At 57.8% G+C, this 13,923-nt stretch carries 13 protein-coding genes and 1 pseudogene; 7 read left to right on the plus strand and 7 right to left on the minus strand.

All coding sequences use genetic code 11. The features are described from left to right. Positions 1-59: 59 nt before the first annotated feature. The 3 genes from ACQB61_RS18690 to ACQB61_RS18700 all read right to left on the minus strand — a co-directional run bounded on the left by ACQB61_RS18690 (position 60) and on the right by ACQB61_RS18700 (position 2,500). Positions 60-971 carry a methylated-DNA--[protein]-cysteine S-methyltransferase gene (locus tag ACQB61_RS18690; protein ID WP_430513845.1) on the minus strand — a complete coding sequence of 304 codons (912 nt, stop codon included), beginning with the start codon at positions 969-971 and terminating at the stop codon, positions 60-62. A 78-nt stretch (positions 972-1,049) separates the two neighbouring features. Then, the gene (locus ACQB61_RS18695) at positions 1,050-1,979 is read right to left on the minus strand and encodes an aminotransferase class V-fold PLP-dependent enzyme (RefSeq protein ID WP_430513846.1); all 930 of its coding nucleotides are present in this window, start codon (positions 1,977-1,979) and stop codon (positions 1,050-1,052) included. Further along, a complete protein-coding gene (locus ACQB61_RS18700; protein WP_430513847.1) occupies positions 1,976-2,500 on the minus strand; it encodes an aminotransferase class V-fold PLP-dependent enzyme in 525 nt (174 codons plus the stop codon). The genes ACQB61_RS18695 and ACQB61_RS18700 overlap by 4 nt, the downstream gene beginning before the upstream one ends. 105 nt (positions 2,501-2,605) lie before the next feature. Here ACQB61_RS18700 and ACQB61_RS18705 point away from each other — a divergent pair, with 105 nt between their 5' ends. The 7 genes and pseudogenes from ACQB61_RS18705 to ACQB61_RS18735 form a co-directional block, all read left to right on the plus strand. After that, the gene (locus ACQB61_RS18705; protein WP_430513848.1) at positions 2,606-3,079 is read left to right on the plus strand and encodes an Lrp/AsnC family transcriptional regulator; all 474 of its coding nucleotides are present in this window, start codon (positions 2,606-2,608) and stop codon (positions 3,077-3,079) included. A gap of 142 nt (positions 3,080-3,221) precedes the next feature. Beyond that, a complete protein-coding gene (locus ACQB61_RS18710; RefSeq protein ID WP_430514416.1) occupies positions 3,222-5,180 on the plus strand; it encodes a polysaccharide biosynthesis protein in 1,959 nt (652 codons plus the stop codon). Between the two features lie 600 nt (positions 5,181-5,780). Further along, positions 5,781-7,079, plus strand: coding sequence for a nucleotide sugar dehydrogenase (locus ACQB61_RS18715; RefSeq protein WP_430513849.1), 1,299 nt, complete (start codon positions 5,781-5,783; stop codon positions 7,077-7,079). A 9-nt stretch (positions 7,080-7,088) separates the two neighbouring features. Beyond that, complete coding sequence (locus tag ACQB61_RS18720; RefSeq protein WP_430513850.1) at positions 7,089-8,033, plus strand: Gfo/Idh/MocA family oxidoreductase; 945 nt, start codon at positions 7,089-7,091, stop codon at positions 8,031-8,033. Then, positions 8,030-8,605: an acyltransferase gene (locus ACQB61_RS18725; RefSeq protein WP_430513851.1), complete on the plus strand. Its 576-nt coding sequence runs from the start codon at positions 8,030-8,032 to the stop codon at positions 8,603-8,605. Before ACQB61_RS18720 ends, ACQB61_RS18725 begins: the two co-directional genes overlap by 4 nt. Positions 8,606-8,615: 10 nt before the next feature. Then, positions 8,616-9,707: a DegT/DnrJ/EryC1/StrS family aminotransferase gene (locus ACQB61_RS18730; RefSeq protein ID WP_430513852.1), complete on the plus strand. Its 1,092-nt coding sequence runs from the start codon at positions 8,616-8,618 to the stop codon at positions 9,705-9,707. A 94-nt stretch (positions 9,708-9,801) separates the two neighbouring features. After that, positions 9,802-10,053: pseudogene (locus ACQB61_RS18735) on the plus strand (transposase); the annotation flags it as partial. A 106-nt stretch (positions 10,054-10,159) separates the two neighbouring features. On the opposite strand, the gene ACQB61_RS18740 reads toward ACQB61_RS18735, so the two are convergent. From ACQB61_RS18740 to wecB, 4 genes are all read right to left on the minus strand, one after another. Further along, positions 10,160-11,314, minus strand: coding sequence for a DegT/DnrJ/EryC1/StrS family aminotransferase (locus ACQB61_RS18740; RefSeq protein ID WP_430513853.1), 1,155 nt, complete (start codon positions 11,312-11,314; stop codon positions 10,160-10,162). A 375-nt stretch (positions 11,315-11,689) separates the two neighbouring features. Further along, a complete protein-coding gene (locus ACQB61_RS18745; protein WP_430513854.1) occupies positions 11,690-11,980 on the minus strand; it encodes a hypothetical protein in 291 nt (96 codons plus the stop codon). Positions 11,981-11,985: 5 nt separating this feature from the next. Further along, positions 11,986-12,576, minus strand: a complete 591-nt coding sequence (locus ACQB61_RS18750; RefSeq protein ID WP_430514417.1) for a sugar transferase — start codon at positions 12,574-12,576, stop codon at positions 11,986-11,988. A 206-nt stretch (positions 12,577-12,782) separates the two neighbouring features. Continuing rightward, on the minus strand, positions 12,783-13,868 hold the full coding sequence (gene wecB, locus ACQB61_RS18755; RefSeq protein WP_430513855.1) for a non-hydrolyzing UDP-N-acetylglucosamine 2-epimerase: 1,086 nt from the start codon (positions 13,866-13,868) through the stop codon (positions 12,783-12,785). Between the last annotated feature and the right edge of the window lie 55 nt (positions 13,869-13,923).

Raw genomic sequence — 13,923 nt, forward strand, 5'->3', positions numbered from 1 at the left:
AGCCTTTCGAATTTTAGGCTTTTCACTTGCCTCACTCAGCAGCCATTCAGGCTCCCCTTTCAAACTCCCATGCCGGTGATGCCGGCTTCCCAGCCGAGGATGGCGCGTTTGCGCGTCAGGCCCCAGTGATAGCCGCAGAGCCCGCCGGTGCGCCCCAGCACCCGGTGGCAGGGCACCACAAAGGAAATCGGGTTGCGCCCCACCGCGGAGCCCACGGCCCGAGCCGCGCTGGGTTTGCCGAGACTGCGGGCAATATCGGAATAGGTGGTCGCCTTGCCCATGGGGATCTTCAGCAGGGTGCGCCAGACGCGGATCTCGAAGTCACTGCCGATGAAAATGACCTTGAGCGGTGTTTCCTCAGACCAGCTCGACGGATCAAACACCCGCGCCGCATAGGGCGCTGTTGCCACGTCATCTTCCACGAAAGCCGCAGCAGGCCAGCGGCCGGACATGTCGGCAAAGGCAGAGGCTTCATCACCCTCATCGGCAAAGGCAAGTCCGGCAAGCCCCCGGTCCGTCGCCATGATCAGCACCTGGCCGAAGGGGCAGGGATGAAAGCCGTAGCGGATGGTGAGGCCGGCTCCACGGTTGCGGTAGTCGCCCGGCGTCATCGCCTCGTGGGTGACGAACAGATCATGCAGCCGCCCGGGCCCGGACAGCCCCACCTCATAGGAGGTCTCCAGAATGCTGGCTGCATCGCGCAAAAGGTCACGGGCATGGTCCAGCGTGATTGCCTGCAGGAACTGCTTGGGCGTCAGTCCGGCCCAGCGCGAGAACACCCGCTGCAGCTGGATTGGCTGAAGCCCCGCCTCCCGGGCGAGATCCTCCAGCGCCGGCTGATCCCGCCAGGTATCCGAGATGCGCTCCAGCGTCTGGCGGACGATAGCATAGTCGCGCGCGGCCGCCTCCCCCGTCTCGGGAACGGCAGCCGCCTCGCGTCCGGCAAGGTTCAGGTCAAAAAGCTGGGTCATGGCAACGGCAAGTCCGGTGAATGTCAGATCCTGACCCTAACCCCGGCCCTTCTGCTGCGCCACCCGATAAGCGAGCCTTCAGCCCGCCTTACGGAAACGGGCCGTGCGCGTGTCAGCCACATAAAGCTTCGCCCGCTCACCCGCATCCGCCGCCAGTTCCGCCACCGACTGATGAATGAAGCGGGCGGTTTCATCGCTCATCAGATAGCTGAAATTGAGCCGCGTCCAGCCGGGCTTCTCGATCTCGTCCCCGGCCTGGATTGACGCGCGCAGGCTCTGCGAGCGCTCCGGCGAGATATCCAGCAGCCGGTGGGCATAAGGCCCGGCGCAGGCGCAGCCGCCACGAGCCTGAATGCCATAAAAATCAGAAAGCATCCGGGTGAAAAGCTGCGGATGAACCGGCGTTCGCTGCTGATCCAGAACCTGAAAAGCGAAAATGGGCAGGCGGTTTCGTTGATCCGCCGCCAGAATGCGCAGGGCAGGATGTCTGTCCCAGGCCTCGAAGGCTATGCGGGCCAGTTCCTTGTCACGGGCGAGGATGAAATCGCAGCCCACCGCCTCCTTCACGGCAAAGGCGAGCCCGGCTCGGATATCCCCCAGCACATTCGGCGTGCCAGCTTCCTCGCGCGCTGCCAGTGAGGCGGAATAGTCATGCCCCCAGGGCGAGACGAAGGATACCGTTCCCCCACCCGGCCATGTGGGCTTGCTGGCACGCACCGCCGCATTGCGGATGATCAGGATGCCCGAGGCCCCCGGCCCGCCGGGAAACTTGTGCGGCGACACCACCACCGCATCCTTGGCACAGTCTGCTTCAGGCGCCATGGCGATGGGCAGATAGGGCCCTCCGCCCGCGTAGTCCCAAAGCGACAGCGCACCGTGGCGCTTCAGCAACCGGGTCACCGCATCCACATCCGTGAGGATACCCGTCACGTTGGAGGCTGCCGAGAAGGCGCCCAGCACCAGTGGCCGGTCCTTGAGGCGCAGCAGCTCGGCCTCCAGCACATTCATGTCCGGCCCCCCTCTGGCGCCTCCGGGATCTCGACCACCTCCGCGCCGCATTCGCGCCAGGGCAGGATGTTAGAGTGATGCTCATAGGGGCCGATGAGAACGGCAGCGCGGCCAGCTTCCTGTCCCAAGGCGCAAAAGCCGAACAGGCTGAGCGCACGGTTGATGCCCGCCGTTGCACCGGAACCGGTGAAGATCACTGTGTAGTTTTCATCCGCACCGGTGCAGCGGGCGATTTCTGCCCGCGCTTCTCGGCGCAGCGTGGTCATCCGCGCCCCGCAATAGGAGGCTTCCGTGTGGCTGTTGGCATAGTACGGCAGAACTTCGGTGAGGATGAATTCCTCCACCTGCCGCAGCGCCCGGCCCGAAGCGGTATAGTCCGCATAGGTGATCTTGCGCGGGCCGAAAGCCCCTCGATCTCCGCCCCCTCCCCGATCAATCCGGCGCGCAGCGCCTCGACGGTCCTGGCGGTGCGAAGGCGGCTCTGGAAGGCTTCTAGGCTCATCGGCATGGGATGGTTCCAATGGAAAAAGACTGATGCGTCGAAAATTATGCGATCAGGCTTGAGAATTGTTCCCATATTTCACATCATCGCACCTCATAGCCATGAATCCGTTCGAAGAAGGCGCATGATGATTGATCAGTTCAACAAGGCCATCCTCAAGGCGCTGCAGGAGGATGGAAGCCTCACCCAGCGCGAGCTGTCTGAGAAGGTCAATCTCTCCCCCAATGCTTGTTGGAACCGCATTCAGGCATTGAAGAAGGAGGGCGTGATCACCGGTCAGACGGTGCAGCTCGACCGCACCCGGCTGGGCCTTGATCTGGTCGTCTTCGTGATGATCCGCACGCGGCATCATTCGGCGGAATGGCTGGAGGTCTTCCGCCGCCATGTGGTGCAGATCCCGGAAGTCATCGACTTCTTCCGCATTGGCGGTGACTACGACTACATGCTGAAAGTCGTCACCCGCGACATGGCCAGCTATGACGCCGTCTACCGCCGCCTGATCTCCGGCGTCGAACTCGACAGCGTCACGTCCTACTTCGCCATGGAAGCCATCGAGGAACAGCGCCCTCTGCCGGTGCGAGAGACGAAGGAACGGTGAAGGGCTTTGTGCTCTGGGGAATCGCGCGATGCGGTGAGTATCAAAAGTTGTGTGCGCCTATTTCACTGTACGCTGTTGTGCTGACGTGATATCCGCAGCTTCCGGAAGCTTTGACGGTTATTGAGCAGCTAAAATGTCACTGATGCAGATGGATCAGATCGTAGGGCCAATTCTTGCGCTGCCCCGCAGCGCCAAGCGCGTCATTGCGCTTCTGGCCGATGCCGGAATTTGCGTGCTCACAGTGTGGCTTGCCTTCTTCCTGCGGCTGGGAGACTTTGTGCCCCTGACAGGCAACGCCCTGTGGGCGGCCATTGCTTCCGTCGGCCTCGCTCTCCCCATTTTTGTGGTGACCGGACTCTATCGGGCCATTTTCCGCTACAGCGGCCTGCCCGCCCTGATGGCTGTGACGCGTGCCATTGGCATCTACGGCATTCTTTATGCGGCGCTTTTCACAGCTGTCAGCCTGCCGAATGTTCCACGCACGGTTGGCATCATCCAGCCCTTGCTGCTTTGCATTTTCATTGGCGGCTCCAGGCTTCTCGCCCGGTTCTGGCTTGGCGGCCATTATAACAGCATCCTGCGACTGTCGAGCCGGCCCAAGGTGCTTATCTACGGGGCAAGCCGCCTTGGCCATCAGCTGGCCCTTGCCCTGACAAACAGCCCCGAGATGAAGGTCATCGGTTTTCTGGATGATGATCCGATGCTGCACCGGAAGCTTCTCAACGGCTTGCCGGTCCATTCGCCCGACAGCCTCGAGAGTCTGGTGGAAACACATGATATCGCTCATGTGCTGCTTGCCGTTCCCAATCTTGCCCGCGCCCGCCGGAATGAGATCATCAGCCGTTTGCGGGGCCGGGGCGTGGCTGTGCGTACATTGCCGAGCGTCGCTGACCTTGCGCGGGGCCGTGTTGCCATTTCAGATCTTCAGGATCTGGATATCGATGACCTTCTCGGACGGGAGCCAATTTCGCCGGATCCGGTTCTGCTGGCCAAGAACATCGCAGGCAAAACGGTTCTGGTTACGGGCGCAGGCGGGTCGATCGGCAGCGAGCTTTGCCGCCAGATCATGGCGGCAGGTCCCGCGCGGCTGCTGCTCGTCGAACAGAGCGAGTTCGCGCTGTACAATATTCATCAGGAACTGGAGCAGAAGTACCGGGACATAGGAATCAATCTGATCCCGCTTCTTGCTTCCGTTGCTGATCCCCAGCGCATGCAGCTGATCATGAAATCCTTCTCTCCCGAGACCGTCTATCACGCCGCCGCCTACAAGCATGTGCCGCTGGTGGAGCATAATCCCTCGGAGGGCATCCGCAATAATGTGTTCGGAACGCTGTGTGTCGCAAAGGCGGCGCAGGAGGCAGGTGTTTCCGATTTCGTGCTCATCAGCACCGACAAGGCCGTGCGCCCGACGAATATCATGGGCGCGAGCAAGCGGCTGGCGGAAATGGTTCTGCAGGCCTTTGCACAGACCTCGCGCACAACCACTTACTCCATGGTCAGATTCGGCAATGTGCTGGGCTCCTCCGGCTCCGTGGTGCCGAAGTTCCGCCAGCAGATCCGGGACGGCGGCCCCATCACGCTCACCCATCCCGAAATTACCCGCTACTTCATGACTGTGCCTGAAGCGGCCCAGCTTGTGCTTCAGGCTGGGGCCATGTCATCCGGCGGCGATGTTTTCGTTCTCGATATGGGTGATCCCGTTCGCATCATTGATCTTGCCCGGAAGATGATCGAGCTTTCCGGCCTCACCGTGAAGGACGAGGAGAATGAGGATGGTGATATCGAGATTCAAATCACCGGCCTTCGCCCGGCCGAGAAGCTCTATGAAGAGCTGTTGATCGGTGACAATCCGGCAAAGACATCTCATCCGCGTATCATGAAGGCGCATGAGCATTTTCTGCCCTGGATGGAGCTTGAGGCGAAGCTGGCCGAACTGGACCACATTGTCCGCCAGAACGACGTTGCAGCCATCCGCGCGCTGATGAGCGAGCTCGTCTCGGGTTACGTCAGCTCAAGCAGGATTGTTGACTGGATTCATGTCGAACATACTGATGTGCTACCCTCATTTCGGCTAGCGGGAGCTGGAAATTTCCGGGGTTAGGACTCATTTAGATGGGTGACGATGAGCCGCTCGTGAGCGATCCGGCATCTTGTCGCCGATCGCTCTATGTGGCGGGATCTCGTTATAGTCTCTAAGTTTATCCTCCTGCATCGACAGCACATCGTCACAGCTCGGAATTTGCCGTTGAAGTTCTCGATTTTGCAGCTTTCGGTCTGTTTAGCTATTTGCAAAAAGTCAAGGATAGAGGCAAATCTTCCCGGTTGGGACGCACTTCTCCATTTTCTTCAAAATGAACACGGTCTGCGCTTCCGAAGACTTCAAGATTTCATCAAATTCTCCTGTTCCAGCCCTCAGAGAACATAAGTGGAAAACACCAGCTCAGCATGGCCCGGATTCACGGCAGCAGGTCACAGCCACCAGCAAACCCGTGCGGTTCAAAGCGTCTGATTTTGCCGGATCACCTTCTATAGAGCGTTTGCAACCCAATAAAAATGAACTTATTGTCCACATGCCAGCCCATAAAATCCGAATTCATTGGTTACTGTTGCGAGGCCCTTGAATTTTAAATATACTGGTCATAGACGTAGTTTGATATGTATTCAACGCTGAGGCCTGGAAGAGAAACTGGAGCTATTACTGTTGAAAAAGTTGATTGGAAAAATCTCAGTTGTTGGTTTGGGCTACGTTGGCCTGCCACTGGCTGTTGAGTTTGGTAAGCATCGTCCGGTTTTAGGATTTGATGTAAATGAAACTCGCGTAGGAGAGCTTAAGGCTGGTAAAGACAGTACAAGAGAGGTGGATCCAGATGCTTTGGCGCAGGCCAAAGCTCTGTCGTTCTCGTCTGATCCGGCTGATCTGAATGATTCAACGATCTTCATCGTGACTGTGCCGACCCCGATCGACGGCGCAAACCGCCCGGATCTCACGGCACTGCAGAAAGCGAGCAGGACCATTGGAGCCGCGCTAAAGGTTGGCGATGTCGTCATTTACGAATCGACCGTTTTCCCTGGCGCCACCGAAGAAGTATGCGTCCCCGTGCTCGAAGAGGCCAGTGGCCTGAAATTCAATGTTGACTTCTACTGTGGCTACAGTCCCGAACGCATCAACCCGGGCGACAAAGTCAACACCTTGACCAAGATCCGCAAGATCACGTCGGGAAGTACACCCGAGGTGGCTGACGCCGTAGATGACCTTTATTCATCCATCATCGAGGCCGGGACCTGGAAGGCCAGTTCGATCCGTGTTGCTGAGGCCGCAAAGGTGATCGAAAATAGCCAACGCGATCTCAACATCGCTTTTGTCAACGAGCTGTCGGTAGTCTTTGACCGAATGAACATCGACACGCTTGAGGTGCTTGAGGCGGCCGGGAGCAAATGGAACTTCCTGCCATTCCGTCCGGGAATGGTCGGTGGGCACTGCATCGGCGTCGACCCCTATTATCTCACCCACAAGGCTGAGATGCTGGGCTATAACCCCCAGGTTATTCTCGCCGGACGCAGGATCAATGACAACATGGCGCGATATGCCGCGCGCTCAGTTGTACGCCGGATGTTGCAGAACGGAATTGACGTAGCCCGCAGCACCGTTGGCGTTCTCGGGCTCACCTTCAAGGAAAACTGTCCTGATATCCGTAATTCCAAGGTTGTTGATCTCATTCGCGAACTGGAAAGCTGGAATGTGAAGGTCGTGGTGTGTGATCCTTGGGCGCTGCCCGAGGAGGTTAAACACGAATATGGCTATGAGCTGTCCGAACTGTCCCCCGATGCCCAGGTCGACAGCCTGGTCGTGGCCGTTGGTCACAACGAGTACCGCCAGCTCGATCCGGCTGTTCTGAGGTCTTATTGCCGCCCTGCCCCAACACCTGTGATAGCGGATCTGAAAAGCCTTTATGATCGCACGCTTCTTGCTGACCAGGGCTTCACCGTATTTCGTCTTTAGGAATTGAAAATGAAGAATTTTGCGCTCATTGGGGCTGCCGGTTACATCGCCCCCCGTCATATGCGGGCCATAAAGGATACCGGAAACCGCCTTGCGGTCGCCTACGATATTAATGATTCTGTTGGTGTGATCGACAGCATTTCTCCGCAGAGTGAATTCTACACCGAGTTCGAGCGCTTCCATGAACATGCGCATGTCTTGAGACGTGACCCGGCGACAAGGCTCGATTATGTCAGCGTGTGCAGCCCGAACTATCTGCACCATGCTCACATTGCGGCTGGACTGCGCCTGGGATGCGATGTCATCTGCGAGAAGCCACTGGTTCCAACATCGGCACTTATGGATGAACTGGCTCTGGTGGAAGGCGAAACCGGACAGCGTGTATTCAACATTCTTCAGCTGCGCCATCACGCCGCTATCCTCAAGCTGCGCGAAAAGGTCGCTGCCGCGCCCGCGGACAAAAAATTCGACGTGGATCTGACCTACATCACCAGCCGCGGCAAATGGTACATGGAAAGTTGGAAGGGCGATCCGCGCAAATCCTTTGGCGTGGCGACCAATATAGGCGTGCATTTTTACGACATGCTGCACTTCATTTTCGGCAATCTGCAGCAGAACGTTGTTCACTATGCTTCCGAGAGCAAGGCAGCCGGTTATCTCGAGTATGAGCGCGCGCGGGTGATCTGGTTCCTGTCGATTGATGCCGACGACCTTCCCGATGAAGTCAAGGGAAAGAAGCCGACCTACCGCAACATCGATATCAGCGGCGAGCAGCTTGAGTTCTCGGAAGGCTTTACCGACCTTCACACGGTCAGCTACGAGGAGATTCTGGCGGGCCGCGGTTACGGTCTGTCCGACGCCCGTCACTGCATCGAGACGGTTGAGGAAATCCGCACAGCTCCGATCCAGCAAGGTGGATCGGCGGTTCACCCCTTCGTGAGGCGCTTGCGGTGAGTGTCCAGGTCCATCCCAGTGCTATCATAGACGAGGGAGCCCAGATCGGTGACGGATCGCGGATCTGGCATTTCGTCCATGTCTGTAGCGGCGCGGTTATCGGCTGCGGCGTTTCGCTGGGCCAGAACGTGTTCGTTGCCAACCGGACCGTGATAGGCGACAGGTGCAAGATCCAGAACAATGTCTCGGTCTATGAGAACGTCACCCTTGAAGAGGGGGTGTTCTGTGGTCCAAGTATGGTGTTCACGAATGTATACAATCCGCGATCGCTGATTGAGCGTAAGAGCGAATACCGCAGCACAAGGGTCTGCCGTGGCGCTACGCTCGGGGCCAATTGCACCATTGTCTGTGGCACCACGATCGGAGCCTTTGCGTTTGTCGGCGCAGGCGCCGTTATCAATCGGGATGTGCCCGACTATGCTCTGATGGTTGGCGTTCCGGGACGTCAGGTAGGCTGGATGAGCGAATTCGGTGAACGGCTGGATCTACCTCTGACCGGAACGGGACGGACGGTCTGTCCCCACACGGGCGATACATATGTCTTGCAAGACGGCCGCGTTAGGAAGTTGTGAGGGCACGAAAATGCAGTTCATTGATCTCAAGACCCAGTACGAGCTTCTGAAAGCAGAGATCGACGCGGGGATTCACCGAGTGCTCGAACATGGTCAGTACATTCTCGGACCCGAGGTCGCTGAACTCGAGGAGAAACTTGCAGCTTATGTAGGGGCCAAGTATTGCATCACCGTTGCCAATGGAACCGATGCGCTTCAGATCGCTCAGATGGCGCTCGGAATTGGGCCGGGCGATGAGGTCATAACCCCTGGCTTTACCTACATCGCGACGGCAGAATCCGCTGCGCTTTTGGGCGCCAAGCCGGTCTATGTCGACGTCGATCCTCGCACCTACAATCTTGATCCGGCGTGTCTTGAGGCTGCCATCACGCCGCGCACCAAGGCGATTATCCCGGTCAGCCTCTATGGTCAGTGTGCGGATTTCGATGCGATCAACGAGATTGCCGCCCGTCACGGTCTGCCGGTCATCGAGGATGCGGCTCAGAGCTTCGGCGCGACCTATAAGGGCCGCAAGAGCTGCAATCTCAGTCTGATCGCCTGTGCCAGTTTCTTCCCCTCAAAGCCGTTGGGGTGTTACGGTGACGGCGGAGCAGTTTTCACCAATGACGACGAGCTGGCCAAAATAATCCGGCAAATCGCCCGCCATGGCCAAGATCGCCGCTACCACCACATTCGCATCGGCGTGAACAGCCGGCTCGATACGATTCAGGCTGCAGTGCTGCTGCCAAAGCTCGCCCATCTCGACACCGAGCTTGTTGCACGTCAGGTAGTGGCCGAACGCTATGACAGTCTTTTGAACGCTGCAGGCGTGACCACAACTCCGTTCGTCGAGAGTTTCAACCGGAGCGCCTGGGCGCAATACACCATCCGCACGCCCAGCCGGGAAGCCTTGCAGGAAAGCCTCAAACAGGCAGGCATTCCCACCGCAGTGCATTACCCCATCCCACTCAATAAGCAGCCCGCAGTTGCTGACCCAGAAGCGCAGTTGCCAACTGGCGATCGGGTTGCCAGCGAAGTAGTAAGCCTGCCAATGAGCCCCCACCTCTCCGAAGAAGACCAGATCCAGATCGTTAATGCAGTCCGTGTCGCGCTAAACGGATGACGTTTTTAGCTCTTTCGCTTCCGAGGTGAGCGCGGCCGGTCTCTTCTAGAGTCAGAACTCATCGAATCTGATATGAATTCTCAAATCAGATTCGATGTTCCAAATTACTAATTTGGAAGCTTGTACGGGACGCCTGTTTTGGCTGTCGGATGATCAATGGATAGCAATCAATCCGCTTCTGCCAAGAGACATGGGTGACGCTCGTTGGGCCGGTCATCGCAGAGTGCTCTCCGGCATCATTGACGTCCTCAAAGTTGGGTGCCGGTGGCGAGACACCCCAGAAGGGTATGCTCCTTCGACCACAATCTGCAACCGTCTCAATCTCTGGACTTGCAAACGCTTCTGGATAAAATCTGCGGGCAAGTCAGTGCAGGCAGGCGATGCTGCCGCCGTGCGCGCTTTGACTGAAACGCGCCGATAGACGGCAATCATCTCCCTAGGACGCAGGTACTTTAACGGGCCGAGCGGATCGCAGCAGCCGTCTTCTCGAGCTCTGCCTCCGTAAGCGTTGGATGCACAAGGAACATCAGGCTGGTGTCTCCCAGTTCCTGAGCCACGGGCAGACGCTCAGGCAGACCGCCAAAGGCTTTTTCACGATAGATTTCCGAGCAGGAGCCGGAGAAGCAGGGCACGCCCTGCGCAGAGATCTCGGCCATCACGCGATCACGGAGCGCGGCATCGCCATTCACAAATACATAGGCCTTGTACCAGGCATGCGTGACAGAGTTGGGGATCTCAGGCACTCGGAAGAGGGGATTGCTGCGGGCGGCCTCCATGATCACGGCGGCATTGCGCGCACGCGCGGCGTGCCAATCGGGCATGCGCGCCAGCTGAATGCGACCTAAGGCCGATTGAGCTTCGGTCAAACGCCAATTGGTGCCTATGCTTTCATGCAGCCAGCGAAACCCTGGGGCATGCTCGCGCTCATAGACCGCTTCCCAGCTTTTTCCGTGATCCTTGAATGCCCACATGCGCCGCCAAAGCGCGTCGTCGTTGCAGGTGACCATGCCGCCTTCGCCACCGGTGGTCATGATCTTGTCCTGACAGAAAGACCAGGCAGCCACATCGCCCAGACCACCCACGGACTTCCCATGCAGGGCTGCGCCGTGGGACTGCGCGCAATCCTCGATTAGCTTGATACCACGCGGCTCTGCCAGGGCACGGAGTCCCTCCATGTCGCAGGGCCAGCCGGCCAGATGAACACAGATAATGGCGCGGGTGTTCTCGGTGATCATTGGCGCGACTGTGGCAGGTGTTATGTTCTGGCTGTCCCTGTCTACATCAGCAAATACAGCACGTGCGCCTGCGTTCACAACGCTTGATGCAGAGGCGATGAAACTACGCGGGGTGACAATCACCTCATCACTCTCAGCGCCGCCATAAGCGCGCCCGATGCCCAGCCCTTGCAGAGCAAGATCTAGCGCTACAGTGCCATTGGCCAGTGCAATGGCGTGGTTCGTGCCTGCGAAGGCAGCAAACTCTGTCTCAAACGCGCGTCCGATCTGGCCGGTCCAGTAATTGACCTTGCCAGACAGGATCACGTCACGAACAGCGTTAGCCTCCTCGACGGTGAAAGAGGGCCATGGAGAGAACGGACCGTTGAGCATATTCGCACCTGTTGTTCCGGGTGTTCGCTTTCACTCTGCGAAAGCGGGCCAAAATCTGCAAAAGATTCCGGCGCTCCTTGTGTTAAAATTCCTTGGCGGGGACACCGCCCATTCGTGCGCCGTTTGGCACATCACGGCACACAGCTGCACCCGCGCCAATCATTACATCAGCGCCGATTGATTTATACTCACGCACAACAGCGCCAATCCCAATCCACGTGCGCGCGCCGACAAAAACCCCGCCGCCGAGGCGCGCGCCTGGCGAGATATGCACCCCGTCGCTGAGCACACAATCATGGTCAACTGACGCGCCAGTATTGACGATGCAGACGCGTCCTAGCTTAGCAAAAGGGGCAATGATAGCCCCTGCGCAGATCACTGAACCGGCACCGATTTCGGCATGGGGGAAATGATTGCGGAGGGGTGAATTAGCGTCACTGGCGCGCGCGTTTGTGTCTCTAACAAGCGCAGCCGGGTCTGATTATTGCCGATACCAAGCGCATAGTCTTCCGTACCGAGCGCCTCCGGCTTCCCCATAACATCCCATATGCTGCCTTGGGCACAATCGGGGTAGGCGGCATCAAGAAAGGCAATGTCGCTATAGCCCATCGCTTCGGCGATATCAGCCAGCACCCTGCCGTGTCCCCCCGCGCCGATGATGCGCAAGCTGTTCATCTCTCACCTTTGAACTTTGGCATAGTCGCTTCTCCTGCCGCAGAAATGCCATCCCGCTTTATCACTTTCTTGATCGTGAGCACGATGATTTTTAGATCAAGCCAAAACGAGCGGTTTTCGACATACCACACATCCATCTCAAACTTTTCCGGCCAGCTGACCGCATTGCGTCCGTTGATCTGCGCCCACCCCGTCACACCAGGGCGAACCTCGTGGCGGAGCGCTTGACGCTCAGAATAGAGCGGCAGGTATTCCATCAGCAAAGGCCGAGGGCCGACAAGGCTCATCTCGCCTTTCAGCACATTCCAAAGCTCTGGAAGCTCGTCAAGCGAGGTGCTGCGTAGCTTGGTCCCCAGAGCCGTCATGCGCTCGGCATCAGGCAGGGGCGTACCATCGGGGCCAAGAGCATCGCGCATGGTGCGAAACTTGATCATCTCGAAAGGTTGGCCGTGCAGACCCGGGCGCGTCTGGCGAAAGAGCACCGGCGACCCCAGATTGCGCCGGATCAGCAACGCCAGTACCGCGATGACAGGCGACAAAAGGATAAGACCAAGCCCTGCACCCACTATGTCCATCACGCGTTTCATTGTATTGGACAAAAGTAACTCTCCATCTGCGATATGACGGAACGTATAGTAGATCGGCTCGAGAAAACAACGCCCGGCCAATTGACAGCAATACGCCAGTTCAGGCCCTCATCGGAGCAACCTATTCAGAAAACACAACTTGGCCCTCAGTGAGCGGTTTTTGGACCACTTACGCTTTACGGCCTGTCCCCTTTGAGCACGAAGCGTCACATATCAATCAATGCGTTGAGGATATGTTTTGCAGCCTGACCGTCGCCATAGGGTTTAGCAACCAGATCTCCGGTTGTCCCGCGCATCTGATTGGCAGCAGTTAGGATCGCAACACTGGATGTAGGTGGAACTAGCCTCGCCCAACCCAAGTCAATCAGCTCACCCCATTCTGTTTCATCGCGCAAGATAACCACTGGTTTGCGGTGGAAATACCCCTCTTTCTGCATTCCTCCGCTGTCGGTCATTAGCAAACAGGACGCTCGCGTCAGAGCGGTGACGTCAAAGAAGCCAAGCGGATCCGTAAGGATCAAACCAGCCGTTTGGTCCTTTAAATCGCCTTGTTGGCTCAGAATCTTGCGGGTGCGTGGATGCAAGGGCAACACTACGGGAATGTCTTCGGATAAAGTGCGCAGCGCCTCCAGGATGGCGCCAAGACGAGCCGGGTCATCCGTGTTTTCCTGACGGTGGATTGTGGAGAGCACGAATTTGCCGGGGGCCAGTGACAGGTCCCGCAGAATGGTAGAGGTGGCTTCGGCTTTCTCTCCGAAAATCAGAGCGGCGTCATACATCACATCGCCGACAAGTTTGACAGCATCTCCAGAAATGCCCTCGGCTGCCAGAAGATCCACGGCCCGTTGTGTCGGGGCAAAGCACCATTGCGAAATATGATCCGTCAGGATGCGGTTAACTTCTTCAGGCATCCGCCTGTTAAACGAGCGCAGGCCGGCTTCGACGTGAGCCACCGGGATATGCAGTTTCGAAGCGGCTAATGCACCGGCGATTGTAGAGTTGGTGTCTCCGTAGACCAGTACAACATCAGGCTTTTCCTCCAGAAGAACACCTTCAATAGCCTCCAACTGGCGTCCAGTCATCTGGCCATGTGTGCCCCCGCCGATGCCAAGATGGTATTTAGGTGCCGGGATACCTAGTTCTTCAAAGAAGACATCTGACATGTTGCTGTCGTAGTGCTGGCCCGTATGAACGATAATGTCTGTCACACCGCCGTGATTGGCTGCGGCGCGGGACATGGGAGCGGCTTTGATGAACTGAGGGCGGGCACCAAGAACAGTAATCGTTTTCATCGTGTATCTGCTTTGTTTGAAAGGTCTGTGATGGGGTACGGGTTGCCTTGACCCG

The organism is Pannonibacter phragmitetus (assembly GCF_050510895.1).
Classification (GTDB): domain Bacteria; phylum Pseudomonadota; class Alphaproteobacteria; order Rhizobiales; family Stappiaceae; genus Pannonibacter; species Pannonibacter phragmitetus_B.